General features: G+C 72.6%; 19 protein-coding genes. 10 read left to right on the top strand and 9 right to left on the bottom strand.

Features of this window, described 5'->3' with window-relative positions; genetic code table 11:
- The first annotated feature begins 145 nt into the window (after nt 1-145).
- Nucleotides 146-1,576, top strand: coding sequence for a homospermidine synthase (locus tag EDD54_RS08645; protein WP_126540793.1), 1,431 nt, complete (start codon nt 146-148; stop codon nt 1,574-1,576).
- 480 nt (nt 1,577-2,056) lie between these two features.
- A complete protein-coding gene (locus EDD54_RS08640; RefSeq protein ID WP_126540792.1) occupies nt 2,057-2,464 on the top strand; it encodes a hypothetical protein in 408 nt (135 codons plus the stop codon).
- Here the strand turns inward: EDD54_RS08640 and EDD54_RS08635 are convergent.
- From EDD54_RS08635 to EDD54_RS08625, 3 genes are all read right to left on the bottom strand, one after another.
- Nucleotides 2,445-3,563, bottom strand: a complete 1,119-nt coding sequence (locus EDD54_RS08635; protein WP_126540791.1) for a radical SAM protein — start codon at nt 3,561-3,563, stop codon at nt 2,445-2,447. The genes EDD54_RS08640 and EDD54_RS08635 overlap by 20 nt on opposite strands.
- A gap of 14 nt (nt 3,564-3,577) precedes the next feature.
- Nucleotides 3,578-4,546, bottom strand: coding sequence for a WD40 repeat domain-containing protein (locus tag EDD54_RS08630; RefSeq protein WP_126540790.1), 969 nt, complete (start codon nt 4,544-4,546; stop codon nt 3,578-3,580).
- Nucleotides 4,547-4,622: 76 nt separating this feature from the next.
- Nucleotides 4,623-5,678: a CobW family GTP-binding protein gene (locus EDD54_RS08625; protein WP_208112182.1), complete on the bottom strand. Its 1,056-nt coding sequence runs from the start codon at nt 5,676-5,678 to the stop codon at nt 4,623-4,625.
- Nucleotides 5,679-5,887: 209 nt separating this feature from the next.
- Between EDD54_RS08625 and EDD54_RS08620 the strand changes: the two genes are divergently transcribed.
- The 7 genes from EDD54_RS08620 to eda all read left to right on the top strand — a co-directional run bounded on the left by EDD54_RS08620 (nt 5,888) and on the right by eda (nt 12,666).
- A complete protein-coding gene (locus EDD54_RS08620; RefSeq protein WP_126540788.1) occupies nt 5,888-6,427 on the top strand; it encodes a MarR family winged helix-turn-helix transcriptional regulator in 540 nt (179 codons plus the stop codon).
- A 114-nt stretch (nt 6,428-6,541) separates the two neighbouring features.
- Nucleotides 6,542-7,489, top strand: a complete 948-nt coding sequence (locus tag EDD54_RS08615; RefSeq protein WP_165644941.1) for a DMT family transporter — start codon at nt 6,542-6,544, stop codon at nt 7,487-7,489.
- 73 nt (nt 7,490-7,562) lie between these two features.
- Entirely contained in the window at nt 7,563-8,609 is a 1,047-nt protein-coding gene (locus tag EDD54_RS08610) for a LacI family DNA-binding transcriptional regulator (RefSeq protein ID WP_126540786.1), read from the top strand.
- 32 nt (nt 8,610-8,641) lie between these two features.
- A complete protein-coding gene (locus EDD54_RS08605; protein ID WP_126540785.1) occupies nt 8,642-9,607 on the top strand; it encodes a 2-hydroxyacid dehydrogenase in 966 nt (321 codons plus the stop codon).
- A gap of 228 nt (nt 9,608-9,835) precedes the next feature.
- Complete coding sequence (otsB, locus tag EDD54_RS08600; protein WP_126540784.1) at nt 9,836-10,555, top strand: trehalose-phosphatase; 720 nt, start codon at nt 9,836-9,838, stop codon at nt 10,553-10,555.
- Between the two features lie 7 nt (nt 10,556-10,562).
- Nucleotides 10,563-11,930, top strand: a complete 1,368-nt coding sequence (locus EDD54_RS08595) for an alpha,alpha-trehalose-phosphate synthase (UDP-forming) (RefSeq protein ID WP_126540783.1) — start codon at nt 10,563-10,565, stop codon at nt 11,928-11,930.
- Nucleotides 11,931-12,033: 103 nt separating this feature from the next.
- Nucleotides 12,034-12,666: a bifunctional 4-hydroxy-2-oxoglutarate aldolase/2-dehydro-3-deoxy-phosphogluconate aldolase gene (eda, locus tag EDD54_RS08590; protein WP_126540782.1), complete on the top strand. Its 633-nt coding sequence runs from the start codon at nt 12,034-12,036 to the stop codon at nt 12,664-12,666.
- 26 nt (nt 12,667-12,692) lie between these two features.
- Here the strand turns inward: eda and EDD54_RS08585 are convergent, their stop codons facing one another.
- The gene (locus tag EDD54_RS08585) at nt 12,693-14,936 is read right to left on the bottom strand and encodes a putative bifunctional diguanylate cyclase/phosphodiesterase (protein ID WP_126540781.1); all 2,244 of its coding nucleotides are present in this window, start codon (nt 14,934-14,936) and stop codon (nt 12,693-12,695) included.
- 227 nt (nt 14,937-15,163) lie between these two features.
- Here EDD54_RS08585 and EDD54_RS08580 point away from each other — a divergent pair, with 227 nt between their 5' ends.
- A complete protein-coding gene (locus EDD54_RS08580) occupies nt 15,164-16,024 on the top strand; it encodes a ChaN family lipoprotein (RefSeq protein ID WP_126540780.1) in 861 nt (286 codons plus the stop codon).
- Between the two features lie 16 nt (nt 16,025-16,040).
- Here EDD54_RS08580 and EDD54_RS08575 read toward each other — a convergent pair whose 3' ends face one another.
- The 5 genes from EDD54_RS08575 to EDD54_RS08555 form a co-directional block, all read right to left on the bottom strand.
- Complete coding sequence (locus EDD54_RS08575) at nt 16,041-16,343, bottom strand: Dabb family protein (RefSeq protein ID WP_126540779.1); 303 nt, start codon at nt 16,341-16,343, stop codon at nt 16,041-16,043.
- Between the two features lie 192 nt (nt 16,344-16,535).
- Nucleotides 16,536-17,309, bottom strand: a complete 774-nt coding sequence (locus EDD54_RS08570) for a ferredoxin--NADP reductase (protein ID WP_126540778.1) — start codon at nt 17,307-17,309, stop codon at nt 16,536-16,538.
- Nucleotides 17,310-17,476: 167 nt separating this feature from the next.
- Entirely contained in the window at nt 17,477-18,427 is a 951-nt protein-coding gene (locus EDD54_RS08565; protein WP_126540777.1) for an ABC transporter substrate-binding protein, read from the bottom strand.
- Nucleotides 18,428-18,462: 35 nt separating this feature from the next.
- Nucleotides 18,463-19,236 (bottom strand): ABC transporter permease, encoded by a 774-nt coding sequence (locus EDD54_RS08560; RefSeq protein WP_245515705.1) that lies wholly within the window; start codon nt 19,234-19,236, stop codon nt 18,463-18,465.
- Entirely contained in the window at nt 19,233-20,021 is a 789-nt protein-coding gene (locus tag EDD54_RS08555; RefSeq protein WP_245515704.1) for an ABC transporter ATP-binding protein, read from the bottom strand. Before EDD54_RS08555 ends, EDD54_RS08560 begins: the two co-directional genes overlap by 4 nt.
- Nucleotides 20,022-20,376: the final 355 nt, after the last annotated feature.

The following is a 20,376-nucleotide window of genomic DNA, read 5'->3' as shown; positions in this document are numbered from 1 at the left end:
TCAGGATGTCACCGCGCCCGGCGCCGTCATCGGATCGTCGCCGGAGCCTGGCTTATTGACTCCCCGTGCCGCATCTGGTGAATGGCATGCGTACCGCAGAGCTGTTCCAGCGCGGAGTTTCCTCGACAATTCGGGAGTCGTCTGAATGAATTCATGGCCCGTGCACGGCAAGATCACAGGTCCGGTCGTCATGATCGGTTTCGGTTCCATCGGCCGCGGCACTCTTCCGCTCATCGAGCGGCACCTTGAATTCGACCGAACGCGCATGGTCGTGATCGACCCCGTCGACGCCGACCGCAACCTCCTCGACGACCGTGGCATCCGCTTCGTCCAGACCAAGGTCACCCAACAGAACTACCGCGAGCTGCTGACGCCGTTGCTGACCAACGGACCCGGTCGCGGCTTCTGCGTCAACCTCTCGGTCGACACCTCCTCGCTCGACATCATGAAGCTGTGCCGCGAGCTCGGCGCGCTCTACGTCGACACCGTCGTCGAGCCGTGGGAGGGCTTCTACTTCGACCGCTCCGCCGACCCGGCGCTGCGCTCCAACTACATGCTGCGCGAGAGCGTGCGCGCCGAGCGCCGCGCCAATCCGGGCGGCCCGACCGCCGTGTCCTGCTGCGGCGCCAACCCCGGCATGGTGTCCTGGCTGGTCAAGGCGGCGCTCATCAACATCGCCCGCGACACCGGCATCGACCACGTCGAGCCGACCAACCGCGCCGGCTGGGCCGAGCTGATGCAGCGCGTCGGCGTCAAGGGCATCCACATCGCCGAGCGCGACACCCAGCGCGCGGTGCATCCGAAGCCCACCGACACCTTCTGGAACACCTGGTCGGTCGACGGCTTCGTCTCCGAGGGCCTGCAGCCGGCCGAACTCGGCTGGGGCACCCACGAGACCTGGTTCCCGCCGACCGGCCGCGAGCACGAGTCGGGCTACAAGGCCGCGATCTACCTGATGCAGCCGGGCGCCGACACCCGCGTGCGCACCTGGTGCCCGACGCTCGGGCCGCAGTTCGGCTTCCTCGTCACCCACAACGAAGCGATCTCGATCGCCGACTACTACACCGTCGGCGACCGCCTGAACCCGGAATACCGGCCGACCTGCCACTACGCCTACCACCCTTGCAACGACGCGGTACTGTCGCTGCACGAGATGTTCGGCCGTGCCGGCAAGGTGCAGACCCATCGCCACGTCCTCGGCGAGCGCGAGATCGAGGAGGGCTTCGACGAACTCGGCGTGCTGCTGTTCGGCCACGGCAAGAACGCCTACTGGTACGGCACCCATCTCACCATCCGCCGCGCCCGCGAGCTGGCGCCGTTCCAGAACGCCACCGGCCTGCAGGTGTCCTCGGCGGTGCTGGCGGGCATGGTCTGGGCCCTCGACAACCCGAGCGCCGGCATCGTCGAGACCGACGAGATGGACTGGCGCCGCTGCCTCGAGGTGCAGACGCCCTATCTCGGCCGCGTCTTCGGCGCCTACACCGACTGGACCCCGCTCGACGGCCGGCCGGGCTACTTCCCCGAGGACCTCGACCTCGACGAGCCCTGGAGCTTCCGCAACATCCTGGATCACTGATCCCGGAGACGCTCCCGGAAGGTCCCGACCCGTCGGGACCTTCCGCCGGATCGACCGTTCGGCCGGAGCCCGGTCGGATGGGCCTCCCCTCGATGTCCCGACGAGGGGGCCGACCGCGCGGGGATCGGCACCGCTCCACCGGGCCGCGGGCCCCGGTGCGCCGGGACCTTCCTTCCCCGCCTGTCGAAGGGCAGGTCCGTCGCCCCGTCGGGCGGGACCGCCATCGGACGCTCGCCCGTCCACCGCCGTCCGCCCACGCGCGGCCACCCCGATCGCGGGTCGTGCCGGCCTCTCGCGCCCCCGTTTCCGGGTGATCGCACCCTCCATCCCCCCGAACGGGTCTCTCGGCACCCGCGGCATCGTCGTATTCCGCGGCCGTGTTCGCATCCGTCACGACGATGACGGATGCAGATCTCGAGACTAGACTTGGAACCGGCGCCGCAAGTCCGGATCGACCGAGGCGCCGAGGAGGGATTTCAAATGCATCCGACCGCTCAACTCTTCTTCAAATCCGGTATTCTGCTTCTGCTCGTCGGCATGGGGGCCGGCATCTTCATGGCGGCCAGCCACGACCACACCATCGCCGGCGCCCACGCCCATCTCAACCTGATCGGCTTCGTGGTGTCGTCGGTCTACGGCACCTACTACGCGCTCTACCCGGCCAAGGCCGACGGCCTGCTGCCGAAGCTGCACTGGGCCGGCCACACGCTGGCGATCGTCGTGATGTTCCCGGCGCTCGCCGCGGTGCTCTACGGCCGCATGGAGTTCGAGCCGATCGTGGCGCTGTCCTCGATCGTCGCCTTCCTCGCCGCGGTCGTGTTCGCCGTGGTCGTGTTCCGCCCGGCCCGCGGCGGCCGCGCCGGCGCGCTCAGCCCCGCCACAGCATGACGGCGGGGTCGCCGGGGACGTCCCGGTCGGGCGGGAAGTCCGGGTAGACGAAACGGCGGCCGTCGCGGGCGAAGGTGACGCGGCGGGCCGCCTCGTCCCAGGCGACGACGTGGTCGCGGCGGACCTTGCCGATCGGGCTGTCGAGGGTGAAGCGCACCGCGTTGATCCAGCTCGGCGTCGTCTCGGTCAGCGCGTCCTGGAGCGCGAAGACGCGCTTCAGGGAGAGGCGGAACGGCGCCGAGCGCCGGATCGGCTCGGGCACGTAGACCGACAGCGTGCGCACGCGCTCGTCGTCGAGCCGCCGGATCAGCCGGTCGAGTACGGCGACGTGGTCGTTGACCCCGCGGATCAGCGGGAAATGGTTGTACATCCTGACGTCGCGGCGGCGGAGCTCCCGCAGCACCGCCGCGACCTCGTCGCAAATCTCGTAGGGGTGCACGAAATGGTGCACCAGCCGGACGTCCGCCGCCGCGAGCAGGTCGAGCTTGGCCGGATCGGCGAAGGTCTTCGGCGCGAAGGCGAGCGTGCGGGTGTGGATCCGGATCGACGGCGGCCGCGGCAGGCCGGCGAGCCGGGTCAGGATCGCCGCGAGGTCGCGCAGCGGCAGCGTCATCGGATCGCCGCCGGAGAGGATCACCTCGGTCACGCCGGGATGAGCGGCGAGATGGTCGACCAGCCGGTCGAGCTCGGCGGAAACGCCGGTGCGGCCGGCGGCGTGGGCGTCGGTCAGCACGTCCTGGCGGAAGCAGTACTGGCAGTGGCCGGCGCAGACCGACGTCGGCATGAACAGCACCCGGTCGGGGTACTTGTGCACGATCGCCGCCGTGCCGGTCGGCATGTTCGAGCGGTCGTCGACCCAGTCGTCGACCTCGTCGCCCACCGCCGGGGCGAAGCGCTCGGCGACCGGACGCGCGGTGCGGTGGAGCGGCCCGACGCCGGGGCCGACCGCGGCCGCCTCCTCGTCGAGCTTGCGGCGGTAGAAGGCGGTCACCTTGACCGGCAGCAGCCGTTCGGTCCTGGCGAGCGCGTCGTAGCGGGCGTCGAGGTCGACGCCGGCGGCGGTCGCAGCGGCGGGAGCGGGCGTCGGCAGGGCGGACATCGGCGGATCCGGGCTCAGGACGACAGGTCGACCACGCCGGCGGTGCCGGTCTCGGCGCCGAAGGCGAGTTCGAGGCCCGAGGCGTCCCAGCCGAGCGCGGAGATCGGCGCGCCGTCCGGCCGGCGCAGCAGCACCTCCTCGCCGTCGGCGAGGCGGACCAAGAGGATCATGCCGTCCTCGTAGCCGAGGGCGGCGATCTCCTCGGCCGGGTGGCAGGCGACGCGGGTGACGATCTCCTGGCGCGGCCCGAGTTCGAGCGGCCGCTTGCCCATCGGGCCGTCCTTGTAGTGGAACGGCCACGCCACCGACGCCCCGGCGCCGGAGGTGGCGAGGAAGCGCCCCTTCAGCGACCACGACATCGACTTGACCTTGCCGGGATAGCCGGACATCCGCATGTGCTGGCCGTCGCGCAGGCGCCAGCCGTGCAACGCGCTCTCCTGCATCGACGTCACCACGTTGGCCCCGTCGGGCGACACGGTGACCGCGATGTGCGAGCCCTTCCACTCGAGCTCCTGCGGCGCCGCCGCGGTGCCGGGGAACCACAGGCCGACGCCGTTGTAGCCGGCGATCGCGACCCGCAGCCCCCTGGGGAAGAAGGCGAGTCCGCCGACCGCGCGCGGCCGGGCGAGCTCGTGCTCGCGGCCCTGGCCGTCGCGGACCCAGACCGTGCGGCCCGAGGCGAAGGCGACCGCACCGCCCGGCCCGGTCGCGATCTGGTCGATCCACTTGCGGCCCTTCTCGGCGAGCACGGTCGGCACGCCCTCCGCGCTCCAGCGGATCACCTTGCCGTCGTCGCCGCCGGTGACCAGCGCGCGGCCGTCCTCGGTGCGCTCGGCGGCGAGGATGCCGGTGTGCGCCTTCTCCGCCCGCGCCGCGGTGCCGAAGGTGACCGTGCCGTCGCCGGTCGCCCACACCGGGACGGCGCCGAGATAGCCGGACCAGACGACGAAGCCGGGCAGCGCGAGGGACGTGACGGTGGGCAAGGCGAGGGTCCGTGGCGGTTGGGGGATCGGTGTCGCGAGTGGTCCCGGCGGGTTGCCGGGACCGGGTTCGGGGGCGTCAGGCCGCGAGGCAGGCCTTGAAACCGTCCTCGAGCTTCCGGCGGTCGAGCTGGCGGCCGATGAAGACGAGGCGGCTCTCGCGGGCCTCGCCGTCGCGCCACTCGCGCTGCAGGTCGCCCTCGACGATCATGTGGACGCCCTGGACCACGTAGCGCTTCGGCTCGTCCTTGAAGGCCAGGATGCCCTTGAGGCGCAGGATGTTCGGCCCGAGCGCCTGGGTGATGTCGCCGATCCAGCGCAGGATCTTGTCGGGGTCGAGGTCGCCGCCGCGCAGCGACACCGATGTCACCTCGGTGTCGTGGCGGCCGTGGTGGTGGTGACCGTGGTCGTGGTCGTGACCGTGGTGGTGATGGTGGTCGTGGTCGCAGTCGGGGCCGCAGACGTGGTCATCCTCCTCGCCGTCGAGGAAATGCGGGTCGAGCGAGAGGATGCGGTCGAGGTCGAAGGCGCCCTTGTCGAGGATGGCGTCGAGCGGAACCTGCGAGCGCTGCGTCCGGTGGATCCGGGCGTAGGGGTTGAGCTGGCGCAGCGTCGCCTCGACCTCGGCGAGCTCCTCGGCCGAGACGAGGTCGGTCTTGTTGAGCAGGATGACGTCGGCGAAGGCGACCTGGTCCTCGGCCTCGGGCGCGTCGGCGAGGCGGTCCATCAGATGCTTGGCGTCGACCACGGTGACCACGGCGTCGAGGCGGCTCATCTTGCGCACCTCCTCGTCCATGAAGAAGGTCTGCGCCACCGGGGCGGGGTCGGCGAGGCCGGTGGTCTCGACCAGGATGGCGTCGAAGGCGCCGCGGCGCTTGGCGAGATTCTCGACGACGCGGATCAGGTCGCCGCGCACGGTGCAGCAGATGCAGCCGTTGTTCATCTCGTAGACCTCCTCGTCGGTGTCGACGATGAGGTCGTTGTCGATGCCGATCTCGCCGAACTCGTTGACGATCACGGCGTAGCGCTTGCCGTGGTCCTCGGTGAGGATGCGGTTCAGGAGCGTGGTCTTGCCGGCGCCGAGATAGCCGGTCAGCACGGTGACGGGGATCGGCGCGGCGGACTTTTCGGACACGGGTGCGGACATCTTCGACCTCGAGGGCAGGCGGGCGCGCGTCTCGGACGACGTCGGAAGCGGCCCGTCTAGCACGGGGCCGCGTCACATGCACGCCGGCAGGGGACGGCGCCGGCGAACGCCTCGACACGAAACGGTTTCGCCCCCTAAATAAGTGTCACAGGTCCATGCGAGAAGGGCGGCGGTTTCAAGTCCCCCCGGAGGCGGCGATGAGCTTCAACCACCGCAAGAGCGTGACCTTCCGCCTCGTCCAGGCGGCCCGCGCCCACCGTACCCGCGCCGGCGTCCATCTCGCCCGCATCGGCCTGCACCCCGGCCAGGAGGCGGTGCTGAAGGCGCTCGCCGAGGCCGACGGCCAGTCGATGTCCGAGCTCGCCGCCGCTCTGTCGGTGCAGCCGCCGACCGTGACCAAGATGATCGCCCGCCTCGGCGCCCAGGGCCTCGTCACCCGTCAGGTCTCGGCCTCCGACGGCCGGCTCGCCCGCGTCTTCCTGACCGAGACCGGCCGCGATCGCGTCGCCGCCGTCGACACGGTCTGGAAGCGCGTCGAGAAGGAGGCGCTCGCCGGGCTCGACGACAAGGACCGCAAGCGCCTGCGCCGCCTGCTCAAGATGATCGAGCGCAACCTGCAGCCGGGCAACCACGCCGGCGACGACGCGGACGACGACGACGTCGACACCGCCGAGGCGCCCACGGCGCCCGCCGCCCCGGTGCCGGCCGCCGCGCTGCCGGAACCGGCCGACGCCTGACGGGCGCCGCCCCGCGCCGGGATCGACGCTGGGATGCCGTCTTCGCAGGGCCGGCGCCGCGCCGGTCGGCGTATGGTGGCGCCGGACGGGCGAATCGGACGGGGACGGACCAGGGTGACGAGGATCGGCAAGGGCGCTGCGCCGGCGGAGGCGGCGGCGGGGCGTCCGGGCGCGTCGCGCATGCGCGCGATCGCCTACATGGTGTGCGGCGTCACGGTGTTCGCCGGGCTCGACGCCTCCGCCAAGTTCGCCGCCCGCGAACTTCCGGTGCTCGAGGTCGCCTGGTTCCGCTACTTCTTCCACTTCGTCATCGCGGTCGCGGTGCTGAACCCGATCTCGGCGCCGACGGCGTGGCGGATCAGCCGTCCGGTGGCGCAGGCGCTCAGGGCCGCGATGCTGGTCGGCTCGACGCTCAGCAACTTCCTGGCGCTGCGCTATCTCCAGCTCGACCAGACCGTCAGCATCAACTTCCTGACGCCGCTGGTGATCGCCGGCCTCTCCGCCGCGCTGCTCGGCGAGCGCATCGGCCCGCGCCGGGCCGCCGCCATCCTGGTCGGCTTCGGCGGCATCCTGATGGTGACGCGGCCGGGACTCGGCGGCTTCCACCCGGCGATGCTGTTGTCGCTGTTCACCGTGCTCTGCAACTCCGGCTACAACATGCTGACGCGCTCGCTGGCGCGCACCGAGTCGCCCGGCAGCATGCTGCTGGTGGTCGCCGGCGTGCCCTGCGTCGTGCTGCTGCCGGCGCTGGTCCTGGTGTTCGAGACGCCGGACCGGCTCGACCTCTGGTTCTTCATGGTCGCGACCGGCGTCACCGGCGCCGGCGGCCACTTCCTGCTGATCCTCGCCCACCGCCACGCCTCGGCCTCGGTGCTGGCGCCGTTCGGCTACGCCCAGATCGTCGGCACGATCGCGATCGGCTGGGCGATGTTCGGCGACGTGCCCGACCGCTGGACCCTCGCCGGCGCCGCCGTGGTGGTTGCCTCCGGGCTCTACCTGTTCCACCGCGAGCGCGTCACCGGCGCCCGCCTACGGGATACCGCGACGCTGCCGGCCGAGTGAGGCGTTTTCGATTGACCCGGTCGGCGGGGAAGTGGCATCTGCGTCGTTCGACATCCCATCGTGCGGACGGACAATGGTGCCCCCCAATCCCGACGACGTCAGGCGTTCGCGGCGTCGGCGCATCACCCTCAGTCAGTTGGCGGCACAGCTCGACGTCTCGACGGCGACGGTGTCGCTGGCGCTGCGCGACAACCCCGCCGTCTCCGCCGACACCCGCAAGCGCGTCCAGGCGCTCGCGAAGGAAATGGGCTACATCTACAATCGTCAGGCCGCCTCGCTGCGCACGGCCCGGACCGACATCGTCGGCGTCGTCGTCCACGACGTGCTCAATCCCTATTTCGCCGAGGTGTTCCGGGCGGTCGAGGCCGAGCTCGAGAAGAACGGCTTCACCATCCTGATCTGCAACCATCGCGACGAGATCGCCCGCCAGCGCAATTTCGTGAAGGTGCTGCAGCAGCAGAACGCCGACGGCCTCGTGATCTGCCCCTCGCTCGGCACCACCCGCGAGGACATCGACGAGATCGTCCGCGCCGGCACCCCGGTCACCATCATCTGCCGCGACGTCGACGGCGCGGCGGTGCCGAGCGTGCGCGGCGACGACGTCCGCGGCATGCACGAGATCACCGCCCACCTGATCGCCAGGGGTCACCGCGCCATCGCCTTCGTCGGCGGGCGCCGCCACACCTCCTCGGGCCGCGACCGCCACGCCGGCTTCATGGCGGCGATGACCGAGGCCGGCCTGTCGCCGGTCGCCGACATCCCCGAGCTGATGAGCCAGGGCGACGGCCGCGCCGCGGTCGACGAACTGCTCGCCGCGCCGGTGCGCGCCACCGCGGTCGTCTGCTTCAACGACGTGCTCGCCTTCGGCCTGATGTCCGGCCTGCAGAAGGCCGGGCTCCGGCCCGGCATCGACGTCGCCGTCACCGGCTACGACGACGTCGACGGCTCGGAGAGCTGGTCGCCCGCGCTCACCACCGTCAAGAACGGCTCGGACGAGATCGGCATAGAGGCGGCGCGGGCGATCCGCGCGCTGATCGCCGGCGATCCCGCACCCTTCGAGCACATGCTGATCCCGCCCAAGCTCGAGCTGCGCGACTCCAGCGCGATCGCGCCGGCCTGATCCCGCCCCTCCCCTCGTCCAGGACGCCGCCGATGCTCCCGACCATCCTCACCACCGGACGGCCGAACGCGCTGGTGCGCGCCCGCCTCGCGTCCGCCTTCGACGTCCACCACCTCGACGAGGCCCCGGACCGCGAGGCCCTGCTCGCGGCGGTCGGACCGCGCGTGCGCGGCCTCGCCTCGACCGGCCACGCCGGCGTCGGCGCCGACCTGATGGACCGGCTGCCCGCCCTCGAGATCGTCGCCCACTTCGGCGTCGGCTACGACCCGGTCGACGTCGGCGCCGCCGCCGCCCGCGGCGTGGTCGTCACCAACACGCCCGACGTGCTGACCGAAGAAGTCGCCGACACCGCCTTCGGCCTGCTGCTCGCCACCGTGCGCGAACTCTCCGCCGCCGAAGGCTGGCTGCGCGCCGGGCGCTGGGAGACGGACGGCCCCTATCCGCTGACCCGCGGCTCGCTGCGCGGCCGCAGCCTCGGCATCGTCGGCCTCGGTCGGATCGGCCGCGCCATCGCCCGCCGCGCCGAGGCCTTCGGGCTGCCGGTCGCCTATCACTCGCGCCGCCCGGTCGCCGACGTCGCCCATCCCTGGTACCCGAGCGCGGTCGACCTCGCCGCCGCGGTCGACACGCTGATGATCGTCGCGCCCGGCGGCGCCGAGACGCGGCACATGATCGGGCCGGCGGTGTTCGACGCCCTCGGCCCCGAGGGGGTCCTTGTCAACGTCGGCCGCGGCAGCGTGGTCGACGAGGCCGGCCTCGTCGAGGCGCTCCGCGCCGGCCGCGTCCTCGCCGCCGGCCTCGACGTCTTCGAGGACGAGCCGCGCGTCCACCCGGGCCTCCTCGACCTGCCCCGCGTCGTCCTGCTGCCGCACGTCGGTTCGGCCTCGGTCGCGACCCGCGACGCCATGGGCGCGCTCCAGGTCGACAATCTCGAGGCCTGGTTCGCCGGCCGCACCCCGCCGACCCCCGTGCCCGAGACGCCGGTTCCGGCGCGCTGAGGAGGGACGAAGCCGACGTTCCGCAAGGGTGCGGGTGTCGGGACGTCGATGGTCCGCCGACGCGGCCCAGGTCGGGGAAGGGAGCGGCTGCGCTCGTGAAACGCGCGGCCGCAGTGTCTCCGCGCTCGTATCGACCCGCTTCGTGAACCTGCCCGGAGAAGCGCACGCCCCCTCCGCGATCGTCCCCAGCGAGGGAACGGATCGCCGTCCCGGCGGTTCACCCTCGTGATGCTGGATCTCGAGCCGAACCGCACCGCCCTCTTCCTGGACTTCGACGGCACGCTGGTGGACATCGCGCCGGCGCCGGACGCGATCGTCGTGCCGGCGGCGCTGCCGCCGCTGCTCGCGGCGCTGCACGCCCGCCTCGGCGGCGCGCTCGCCGTCGTCAGCGGCCGGCCGATCGCCGAGATCGACCGCCATCTCGGCCTCGAACTGCCCGCCGCCGGGCTGCACGGCCTCGAGCTCAGGCTCGGCGGCGCCGTCGACCGGCCGGCGCCGCCGGCGGGACTCGCCGCCGTGCGCGCGGCGATCGCCGCGGAGGGCGTCGCGGCCTCGGGCGTCCTGGTCGAGGACAAGGGCGGCTCGATCGCCCTGCACTACCGCGACGTGCCCGCACGCGGTGCCGCGACCGTGGCTTTCGCCCGCCGACTGGTCGGCGCCGATCCCGACCTCGCCGCCCTCGCCGGCAAGATGGTGGTCGAGATCAAGCCGAAGGCCGCGTCCAAGGCGGCCGCGGTGCACCGGTTCATGGGCGCGGCGCCGTTCGCCGGGCGACGGCCGGTGTTCGTCGGCGACGACGTCACCGACGAGGACGGCATGCGCGCCGCCCTCGCCGCCGGCGGCCGTGCCGTCAAGGTCGGCCCCGGCGTCACCGTCGCCGGCGCCCGCCTGCCCGATCCCGCCGCCGTGCTCGCGTGGCTCGACCGGCTCCTCTCCGAAAGGACCTGACCGCCCGATGTCCCGTCTCGTCATCGTCTCCAACCGCGTCGGCCCGCTCAAGGACACCGGCAAGGCCGGCGGCCTCGCCGTCGCGCTCGTCGACGTGCTGCGCGAGACCGGCGGCCTGTGGTTCGGCTGGTCGGGCGAGGTCACCGAGGCCGGCACCTTCTCCGAGTTGAAGCGCGAACGCCGCGGCAACGTCGAACTCGCCACCATCGACGTCAGTCCGGCCGACAACGACGAATTCTACGCCGGTTACGCCAACCGGACGCTGTGGCCGATGCTGCACTACCGGCTCGACGTCGCCGAGTTCTCGCCCCTGTTCGAGGCCGGCTACCACCGCGTCAACGAGCGCTTCGCCGCCCGGCTCAGGCCGCTGGTCGGCGAGAGCGACCGGATCTGGGTGCACGACTACCACTTCCTGCCGCTCGGTGCCCGGCTGCGCGAACTCGGCGTCTCCGGGCCGATCGGCTTCTTCCTGCACATTCCCTGGCCGCCGACCGAGATCCTGTCGGCGCTGCCGCGCCACCGCGACCTCGTGCGCGCCATGCTCGCCTACGACCTGATCGGCCTGCAGACCGAGCGCGACCGCCGCCATTTCGTCGACTACCTGCGCGAGGAGGCCGGCGGCCACGAGCTGCCGGACGGGCGCTGGGAGGCCTGGGGCCACACGGTGCGCGTCGAGGCCTTCCCGATCGGCATCGACACCGAGGGCTACCGCGGCTTCGTCGCGACCCCGGAGGCGCGCCGCGAGATCCAGCGGCTCGACCGGCACCTGCGCGGCCGCGCCCAGATCGTCGGCGTCGACCGGATCGACTATTCCAAGGGCATCCCGCACCGCTTCCGCGCCTTCGAGCGCCTGCTCGAGGACCAACCGGAGCTGCGCGGGCGGGTGTCGCTGCTGCAGATCTCGCCGCCCTCGCGCGGCGAGGTGTTCGCCTATGCCGAGATCCGGCGCGAACTCGAGCACCTCGCCGGCAGCGTCAACGGCCGCTACGCCGACATCGACTGGACGCCGATCCGCTTCATGACCCGCGGCTTCCCGCGCCGCGCCCTCGCCGGCATCTACGCGCGCAGCCGGGTCGGCCTCGTCACGTCGCTGCGCGACGGCATGAACCTCGTCGCCAAGGAATACGTGGCGGCGCAGGAGCCGGAGGATCCCGGCGTGCTGGTGCTGTCGCGCTTCGCCGGCGCGGCCGAGGCGATGAGCGAGGCGATGATCGTCAACCCCTACGCCGCCGACGAAACCGCCGCCGCGCTGCAGGCCGCCCTGCAGATGCCGCTCGACGAGCGCCGCGCCCGCCACGGCGCGCTCTACGCCCGCCTCGTCCAGGCCGACGCGCGCTGGTGGGCCAACGCCTTTCTGGACCGCCTCGCCGCCTGACGGCGCGGCCTTGCCTCGGCGGCCGGTACCCTGTACTCGGGGACGGATACGTCTTTGGTCGTATGCGCCGTGCGCATGCGTCGCCGTCAACGGGGCCCGAGCCATGATCGATACCGCCGCCCTCCTCGCCACCCTGCGCCGGGCGCCGGTGGTGCCCGTGCTGATCGTCGAGAAGCTCGAGCACGCCGTGCCGCTCGGCACCGCGCTCGTGAACGGCGGCCTGCCCGCCCTCGAGGTGACGCTGCGCACGCCGGTGGCGCTCGACGTCGTCCGCGCCATGGCGGACATCCCGGGCGGCGTCGTCGGCGCCGGCACCATCCTCGACCCCGCCCAGGCCCGCGAGGCGGTCGCCGCCGGCGCCAAGTTCCTGGTCAGCCCGGGTGCGACCCCGGCGATCCTCGACGCCGCACTGGAACTCGGCGTGCCGCTGCTGCCCGGCGTCGCCACGGCGTCCGAAGCGATGGCGGCGCGCGAGCGCGGCTTCAAGGTGCTGAAGTTCTTCCCCGCCGGCCCGGCCGGCGGCCCGACCTACCTGAAGGCGCTCGCCTCCCCGCTCGGCGACGTCGTGTTCTGCCCGACCGGCGGCGTCTCGCCCGAGAACGCCCGCGACTACCTGAAGCTGCCCAACGTGGTCTGCGTCGGCGGCTCGTGGGTGGCGCCGGCCGACGCGGTCGCCGCCGGCGACTGGGCCCGCGTCGAGGCGCTCGCCCGCGAGGCCGCGGCGATCCGCGGCTGACGATCCGCCGCCGATCGCGGTGCGGATCAGCCCGGCCGGCCGGCCGCGACCGCCGCGAGCGGGGCGAGCCACGTCTCCTCGGCCGCCTCCGCCGGCATCGGCCGGGCGAACAGGAAGCCCTGGCCGTAGTTGACCCCGAGCCGGCGCAGCGTGTCGCGCTGCGCCGCCGTCTCGATGCCCTCGGCGATCACGGCGATGTCGAGGTCGTGGGCGAGCGCGGTGATGCCGCGCACGATGGCGTGGCTCTCGCGCCGGGTCGCCAGCGTCGACACGAAGGACCGGTCGATCTTGAGGAGGTCGACGGGGAAGTCCTTGAGGTGGGTGAGCGAGGCGTAGCCGGTGCCGAAGTCGTCGAGCGCGATCTGGACGTCGAGCGCCTTCAACGCCTCCAGCGTGCGGCGGACGTTGTCGGCGTCGCCGGAGATCAGCACGTTCTCGGTCACCTCGACCATCAGCGCCGACGCCGGCACGCCGTGGCGTCGCAGCGTCTCGGCGACACGGACGTCGAGATCGCCGCGGCGGAATTGGCTCGTCGCGGTGTTGACGGCGATGCGCCCGAAGGCGAAGCCGGCCGCGCGCCACGCCGCCGCCCGGCGGACCGCCTCTTCGATCACGAAGTCGCCGATCATCAGGCTGATCTGCGGATCCTCGAGCGCGGCGGCGAAGAACGACGGACCGGCGACGTAGCCGTCCGGCCGCCGCCAGCGCAACAGCGCCTCGAAGCCTTCCAGCGCGCCCGACCTGAGCGCCACCTTGGGCTGGTACCAGAGCACCAGTTCGCGCCGCTCCAGCGCCTGCCGGATCGCGCGCAGCACCATCTGGCGCAACTCCATCTCCTCGCGCATCGCGCGGTCGAAGCCGACGACCCGGTTGCGGCCGCCGCCCTTGGCCTCGTAGAGCGCGATGTCGGCGTCCTGGATCAGCTGCTCGGCGCCGTCGCCGGCGCCGCCGACGGCGATGCCGATCGAGACCGTCACCGGGATGGTGTCGTCGCCGTGGACGACCGGCGCGCCGAGTTCGCGCATCAGCCGGTCGCCCAACGCGTCCATCTCCGCGGCATCGGCGACGTAGGTGGCGAGGATGGCGAACTCGTCGCCGCCGAGCCGGGCGACGAGACGCTTCGGCCCGGCGACCGCCCGGAGCCGCGCCCCGACCGCCACCAGCAGCGCGTCGCCGGCGTGGTGGCCGAGGGTGTCGTTGACGGTCTTGAAGTGGTCGATGTCGATCAGGACGACGCCGACACGGCGGGCGCCGATCAGCGGATCGGCGAGCGCAGCGGCGAGCCGGTCGTGGAACACCGCCCGGTTCGACAGCCGCGTCATCGGGTCGTGGGTGGCGATGAAGGTGATCTTCTCCTCGGTCGCCCGGAGTTCGGTGACGTCCTGGATGGTGCCGATCAGGCGGGTGACCCGGCCGCGCTCGTGCTCGACCTCGCAGACGAAGCGCGCCCAGCGCGTCCGCCCGGTCGCGGTGATCACCGGCGCCTCGGCCTCGAAGGCGCGGCCGCGCGAGAGCGCTGCGCGGACGTGCTCGATCATCGCCGGCCGCGCGTCCTCGCGGTAGAACACCGCGACCTCCTCGAACACCGGCTCGAACCCCGCGGTGACGTCCAGCATCCGGTAGATCTCCGGCGACCACGTCAGTTGTCGGCGGGCGACGTCGTATTCCCAGCCGCCGATCCGGGCGAGGCGGGAGGTCTGCTCGAGCAGCCGCCGCTGCTTGCCGATCTCGGAGCGCTGGCTGGCGATCTCGGCGTCCATGGCGCGCACGGTGCCACGGTCGCTGCGGTGCTCGCGGCGCAGCCGGTGCAGCAGCACGCGGTCGCGCACCGCGCCGGCGACGCGGATCAACCCCTCCCGGGAGCGCTCCTCGAGCGGCCCCGGACGATGGTCGACCACGCAGAGCGTTCCGATCCGCGCGCCGGAGGCGTCGGTGATCGGCATGCCGGCGACGAGGCGGGCCGGACCGCGGCCGGGCACGGTCCACTGGGGCAGGGCGGGATCGGCGGTGACGTCGGGGCACTCGAACAGTCCGGCCCCCGCGACGATGCGGGCGCAATAGGACCGCTCGCGCGGCAGTTCGAACAGCGTGACGCCGGCGCTCGCCTTGTAGCGGACGCGGTCGCGATCGACGAAGCCGATCAGCGCGACCGGGGCGCCGGTCACGGTGCGCGCGAGCTCGCAGAGGTCGTCGAAGGCGGCCTCGCGGCGCGTTCCGAGGATCCCGCTCCGCTCCAATGCACGCAGGCGACGCTCTTCCGTATTCGACATGACCGGCGGCACCACGCTTCGCGACGAGCGACAATCGCCGGTAGCGGGTAAACAAGCCCTGAATCTTGTCCGACCTATCGCGACCGCTTGGTTGAAGCCGGCATGGTGCCTCACGTTGTCCCCGCGCCGTGCCGCGCTTCGCGATCGGTGCCGGTGGCCGCGGCGCCACGACCCTTGCCGCCGCGCTCGTCCGGGCTATCCTCTCGTCACCCCCGGGGAGGACGCCCATGACCAGGATCGCCGCCGCGCTGTTCGCCTTCGTCCTGCCCACGCTCGCCGCGATGGCGCCGGCCCGCGCCGCCGGCCTCGACGACGACGCCCTGACGGGCGCCGACGTCGTCCTGCTCGGCGAACTCCACGACGACCCGGCCCACCACCGGGCCCAGGCGGAGACGATCGCCCGCATGATCGAGCTCGGCCTCGCCCCGGCGGTGGTGTTCGAGATGATCCCGACCGACCTGCAGGAGGCCGTCGACGTCGCCTCGGCCGCCGGCGACGGCGCCGACGACTTCGCGGTGACCGCGCGCTGGGAGGAACGCGGCTGGAAGCCCTTCGCGCTGTGGCGGCCGGTGGTGGAAGTCGCGCTCGGCGCCGACCTGCAGATCCTCGGCGGCGACCTGCCGGCGAACCTGCGCGCGGACGTCGCCAAGGGCGGCGCCGCGGCGCTGGAGCCTTGGCGCCGCGTCCGCCTCGCCCTCGGCGAGCCGTCTGCGACGGAAACCGCCGTGCTCGGCGACGCCATCCGCCGCGGCCACTGCGGCCTCGTCCCGGAGGACCGCCTGCCCGCGATGATCGACGTCCAGCGCGCCCGCGACGGTTCGATGGCCGCGGTGATCGCCAAGGCTGCCCGCCGCGGGCCGGTGGTGCTGATCGCCGGCCTCGGCCACGTCCGCCGCGACGTCGGCGTGCCCGCCGTGCTCGCCCGCACGGCGCCGCACCTCAGGGTGCTCGCGGTCGCCTTCGGGGCCGACGGCGCGGACGTGGACGGCGACTTCGACCAAGTGGTCCGCACCGGCCCGGCGCCCGAGCGCAAGGACCCCTGCGCCGGTCTCGACGCGTCCACCTTCCAGGCGCCGGCGGCGCCGTGACGGAGGTCCTCCGCAGTCAGCCCGTGACGGCGGTCTCCACCACGTAGTCGGCGGCCATGCGGACGTCGCGCAGGGGACGGACCCGGCGGATCGATTCCTCGTAGAGCGGATGCGCCTTGTAGGCGGCGAGCGCGGCGGCGTCGTCGAACTCGCCGTAGACGACCACGTCGACGTCGTTGCCGATCTGGTCCGCCTTGGCGTTGAGCGCGACCTCGACCCGCCGCGCGTGCGGGATGGTCGCGAGGATCGAGAGACCCTGGAGCACGGCCGGGACGTCCTCCGGCCGGCGCGCGCTGAAGAAGACGATGTGGCGGATCATCTCGGATTCCGTCGGAGGTGGCCGCGAGGAGCCGCGCGGGTCGCGGCCCCAGAGGGGCACGGCGTCATACCAGTCCCGCAAATTCCCGGCTCGTCGGGACTTTGCGGGGTTTCGGCCATCCGGCCGGCGCCCGGTCGGGCGCTCCTCGCTCGCAAAGCTCCGACCAGAGGTCGGAACTTTGCGAGCTCGGTATCACTTCTCGGCGAAGGCCTTCTCGATCACGTAGGTGCCCGGCCGCGAGGTCGAGCCCTCGTCGAAGGCCATTTCCTTCATCAGGGCGACCACGTCGGCGAGCATCGCCTCCGAGCCGCAGATCATGACGCGGTCGTCGGCCGGATCGAGCGCGGGCAGGCCGAGGTCGGCCGGCAGCTTGCCGCTGCGCAGCAGTTCGTTGACGCGGCCGGTGTGCGCGAACGGCTCGCGCGTCACGGTCGGATAGTAGAGCAGCTTGCCGGCGACCATCTCGGCGAGGACCTCGTCGGCCTTCACCGCCTCGACCTCGGCACGGCCGTAGGCGAGTTCGTCGACGAAGCGGCAGCCGTGGATCAGCACCACGCTCTCGAAGCGCTCGTAGACCACCGGGTCGCGGATGACGCTGACGAAGGGCGCGAGGCCGGTGCCGGTGGAGACCAGATAGAGCCGCCGGCCGTCCTTCAGGCTGTCCTGGACGAGCGTTCCGGTCGGCTTGCGGCCGACCAGGACCATGTCGCCGACCGCGATCGACTGCAGCCGCGAGGTCAGCGGGCCGTTCGGCACCTTGATCGAATAGAAGCCGAGCTCGTCCTCGTAGTTGGCGCTGGCGATCGAATAGGCCCGGACCAGCGGCCGGCCGTCGACCTCGAGGCCGATCATCACGAACTGGCCGTTCTCGAAGCGGAAGCCGCGGTCGCGCGTGGTGCGGAAGCTGAACAGCCGGTCCGTCCAGTGCCGGACGGCGAGCACGCGCTGCTGGTCGAAGGCCGCCATGGAAATCCGGCTCCCGTGGTCTGGAGGATGAGATCGGGCACCGGACCGGCCGCGGTCCGGGCGCGGTGCCGACGTCGGACCGACGCCCTAATGGCTTTCGCCGGCCGGGGCAAGACGCCCCGGCCGGCCGCATCGATTTAGAACCCGGATCCCGGGCCTTTCCGCCGTCACGGCCGCTTCAATTCGACGGCATAGTCGGCGATCGGGAACAGCTTCGACACCACCTTGCCGTCGGCGAGGAAGCGGCCGTAGGCCTCGTAGCGGGCGACGTCGAGCGTGAACGGATCCTCGGCGAAGTGCGGGATCGTCTCGCTCCAGGCACGGCGGTTGACCGGGGTGTCGAGCTCGGGATGGGCGGCGGCGAAGTGCGTCCAGGTCTCGTCCGGGTGGGCGCGCAAGTAGGCGGTGCCCTTGGCGAGCGCGGCGAGGAAGCGCTTCAGCTTGTCCTCGCCGAGGTCGGCACGGTTGGCGACGATCACCAACTCGTCGTAGGTCGGCACGCCGTGGTCCTCGACGTTGAACACCACGGGATCGGCGCCTTGCTCGACCAGCTCGGAGACCTCGATGTTGCGATAGCCGCCGATCACCGCGTCGACCTGACCGGCGAGAAGCGAGGCGACCAGTTGGAAGTTGACGTTGACCATCGTGACGTCGCCGATCGAGAGCCCGGCGTGCTGCAGCATGTCGCCGAGGGTCGCCTCTTCGATGCCGCTGACCGAGAAGCCGACCTTGCGGCCCTTCAGGTCGGCGATGGCGCGGATGCCGCTCGACTTCAGCGCGATCACGGTGTTGAGCGGCGTGTCGATCAGCGTGCCGATCCGGACCAGCGGCAGGCCCTCCTCGGCGAAGAAGTAGAGCTGCGGCTGGTAGCTGATCGCGATGTCGGCCTGCCCGGCGGCGACGAGGCGCGGCGGCACGGCGGGATCGGCCGGCGGCACGATCTCGACGTCGAGCCCGGCCTCGGCGAATGCGCCGATGTCCTCGGCCACCAGCAACGGCGCGTGGTCGGGGTTGACGAACCAGTCGAGCAGCACGGTCAGCTTGTCGGCGGCGGCCGCGGGGGCGGCCGCGAGCAACGATCCGGCGAGGGCGAGGGCCAGCGCGAGGGTCTTGGGCATCGGGGAATGGTCTCCTTCGGGGGAAAGGACTTGGATCAGCGGGTACGGGTGTCGGGCACCCAGTGGAGCAGCCGGGCGAGCAGGCGGTCGACCGCGGTCCACAGCACGATCGCCATGGCCGCGAGGATCGCCAGCGCGGCGAAGCAGGTGTCGGTCTGCAGGCGCGCGTTGGCGTTCAGCATGAGATAGCCGAGGCCGCCGGCGGCGCCGACCCACTCGCCGATCACCGCGCCGATCGGCGCCACCGCGGCGGCGACGCGCAGTCCCGCGCCGAAGGCCGGCAGCGCCGCCATCAGCCGGATATGGCGGAGCTCCGCCGCCGGCGAGGCGCCCATGGTGCGGGCGAGGTCGACGAGGCCGGGATCGACCCGACGCAGGCCGTCGTGGAAGGTGGCGGCGACGGGGAAGAAGATCACGAGGCTCGCCATGATCACCTTGGAGGCGAGCCCGAAACCGAACCACAGCACCAGGAGCGGGGCGAGCGCGAACACCGGGATCGCTTGACTGACGATCACCAGCGGCATCGTCCAGCGCTCGACCGTCCGCGACGCCGCCATCGCCAGCGCGAGCCCGGCGCCGAGCGCGACGCCGCAGGCGAGGCCGAGGAGGATCTCGACCAGGGTGATCGCGCCGTGCCACGCCAGCACCGCGCGGCCGTTCCACAGCGCCGCCGCCACCCGCGGCGGCGACGGCAGGATGAAGGGCGGCAGCGCGAACACGACGGTCACGGCCCACCAGACGGCGCCGAGGCCGGCGGCGACGATCGCGCCGCGCAGGACGGGGGCCAAGTTGCGGGTCGCCGCGCTCACGCCGCGTCCCCCAGGAGATCGCTGAGCAGCCGGCCCTGGGCGGCGAGCACGCGCGGATCGTCGGGCGCGCGCGGCGGCGATCCGGGCACCGGGATCGGCGCAGAGGCGCGCGCCGGCGTGCCGCCGAGCACGACGAGGCGGTCGGCGATCCGGCAGGCCTCCTGCGGATCGTGGGTGATCAGGAGCACGGTGCGGTCGGCGAGGAGTTCGGCGGCGAGGTCCTGGATCCGCGCGCGGGTGATGGCGTCGAGCGCGGAGAACGGCTCGTCCATCAGCACCACCGGGCGGTCCTCGTAGAGCGTGCGCGCGATCGCGACGCGCTGGCGCATGCCGCCGGAGAGCGCGGCCGGCAGGGCGTCGCGGCGGTCGGCGAGACCGACGCGGGCGAGCAGGTCGAGCGCGCGCGCGCGCTCCGCCGGCTCGCCGCGCAGCCGGGCGCCGACGGCGACGTTGTCGAGCGCGGAGAGCCAGGGGAACAGGAGGTCCTGCTGGCCCATCCAGGCGGCGCGGCCGGCGAGCGGCCGGCCGTCGGTGCCGCCGGCGCGGCCCGCGGAGGGCGCGGCGAGGCCGGCGAGAATCCGGATCAGGCTGGTCTTGCCGGAGCCGCTGCGGCCGACCATTGCCATCGTCTCGCCGGGTTCGACGCGGAGGTCGAGGCCGGCGAGGATGGTCCGCCCGCCCGCGGCGAAGGCGAGGCCCTCGACCAGGATCCCGACGGCCGCAGGCATCGCGCCGTGGCCGGGCGCGGTCGATCCTGACGGGCCTTCGCGGTTCGCGGGCGGCATCGGGGTCTCCCTGGTCGGACGGCGCGGTACCGTCGAACGGGTCCCGTTCTAACCGGCTCGGAACGTCGGGCCCAGGGTGGATCGATGCAGGTCGGGTAGACTTTGAGCGCGGGACGTCGCGGATGGCCGCGCCCGCCGGCGCACTGCCGCGGCGCCCGCGTCCGCCGAGCAGTGAGCTGGTGCCCTCCCCTCCTCGCGGGGGCTTTCGGCGGTGGCGCCGCACGTTGCGACGCGCCTCTTGGTGCGGCCGGGGCTTCGGGGTTTTCGGAACGGGTTTAGCCCGCCGGCGGTTAGCCTGGCGGGTTGATGTCGTCTTGGTCGGTATGGTGTCGGGTATTGTTCGGGTGTCGTTGTG

The organism is Oharaeibacter diazotrophicus (genome assembly GCF_004362745.1).
GTDB lineage: Bacteria > Pseudomonadota > Alphaproteobacteria > Rhizobiales > Pleomorphomonadaceae > Oharaeibacter > Oharaeibacter diazotrophicus.
Note: the sequence above shows the minus strand (reverse complement) of the source record. Positions and strands in the feature narration are given on the sequence as shown.

Excerpts from the sequence above, each read along its gene's own strand:
- EDD54_RS08645 (WP_126540793.1), top strand. The coding sequence starts at position 146 with ATGAATTCATGGCCCGTGCACGGCAAGATCACAGGTCCGGTCGTCATG.
- EDD54_RS08640 (WP_126540792.1), top strand. The coding sequence starts at position 2,057 with ATGCATCCGACCGCTCAACTCTTCTTCAAATCCGGTATTCTGCTTCTG.
- EDD54_RS08635 (WP_126540791.1), bottom strand. The coding sequence starts at position 3,563 with ATGTCCGCCCTGCCGACGCCCGCTCCCGCCGCTGCGACCGCCGCCGGC.
- EDD54_RS08620 (WP_126540788.1), top strand. The coding sequence starts at position 5,888 with ATGAGCTTCAACCACCGCAAGAGCGTGACCTTCCGCCTCGTCCAGGCG.
- EDD54_RS08610 (WP_126540786.1), top strand. The coding sequence starts at position 7,563 with ATGGTGCCCCCCAATCCCGACGACGTCAGGCGTTCGCGGCGTCGGCGC.
- EDD54_RS08605 (WP_126540785.1), top strand. The coding sequence starts at position 8,642 with ATGCTCCCGACCATCCTCACCACCGGACGGCCGAACGCGCTGGTGCGC.
- otsB (WP_126540784.1), top strand. The coding sequence starts at position 9,836 with ATGCTGGATCTCGAGCCGAACCGCACCGCCCTCTTCCTGGACTTCGAC.
- EDD54_RS08595 (WP_126540783.1), top strand. The coding sequence starts at position 10,563 with ATGTCCCGTCTCGTCATCGTCTCCAACCGCGTCGGCCCGCTCAAGGAC.
- eda (WP_126540782.1), top strand. The coding sequence starts at position 12,034 with ATGATCGATACCGCCGCCCTCCTCGCCACCCTGCGCCGGGCGCCGGTG.
- EDD54_RS08585 (WP_126540781.1), bottom strand. The coding sequence starts at position 14,936 with ATGTCGAATACGGAAGAGCGTCGCCTGCGTGCATTGGAGCGGAGCGGG.
- EDD54_RS08580 (WP_126540780.1), top strand. The coding sequence starts at position 15,164 with ATGACCAGGATCGCCGCCGCGCTGTTCGCCTTCGTCCTGCCCACGCTC.
- EDD54_RS08575 (WP_126540779.1), bottom strand. The coding sequence starts at position 16,343 with ATGATCCGCCACATCGTCTTCTTCAGCGCGCGCCGGCCGGAGGACGTC.
- EDD54_RS08570 (WP_126540778.1), bottom strand. The coding sequence starts at position 17,309 with ATGGCGGCCTTCGACCAGCAGCGCGTGCTCGCCGTCCGGCACTGGACG.
- EDD54_RS08565 (WP_126540777.1), bottom strand. The coding sequence starts at position 18,427 with ATGCCCAAGACCCTCGCGCTGGCCCTCGCCCTCGCCGGATCGTTGCTC.
- EDD54_RS08555 (WP_245515704.1), bottom strand. The coding sequence starts at position 20,021 with ATGCCGCCCGCGAACCGCGAAGGCCCGTCAGGATCGACCGCGCCCGGC.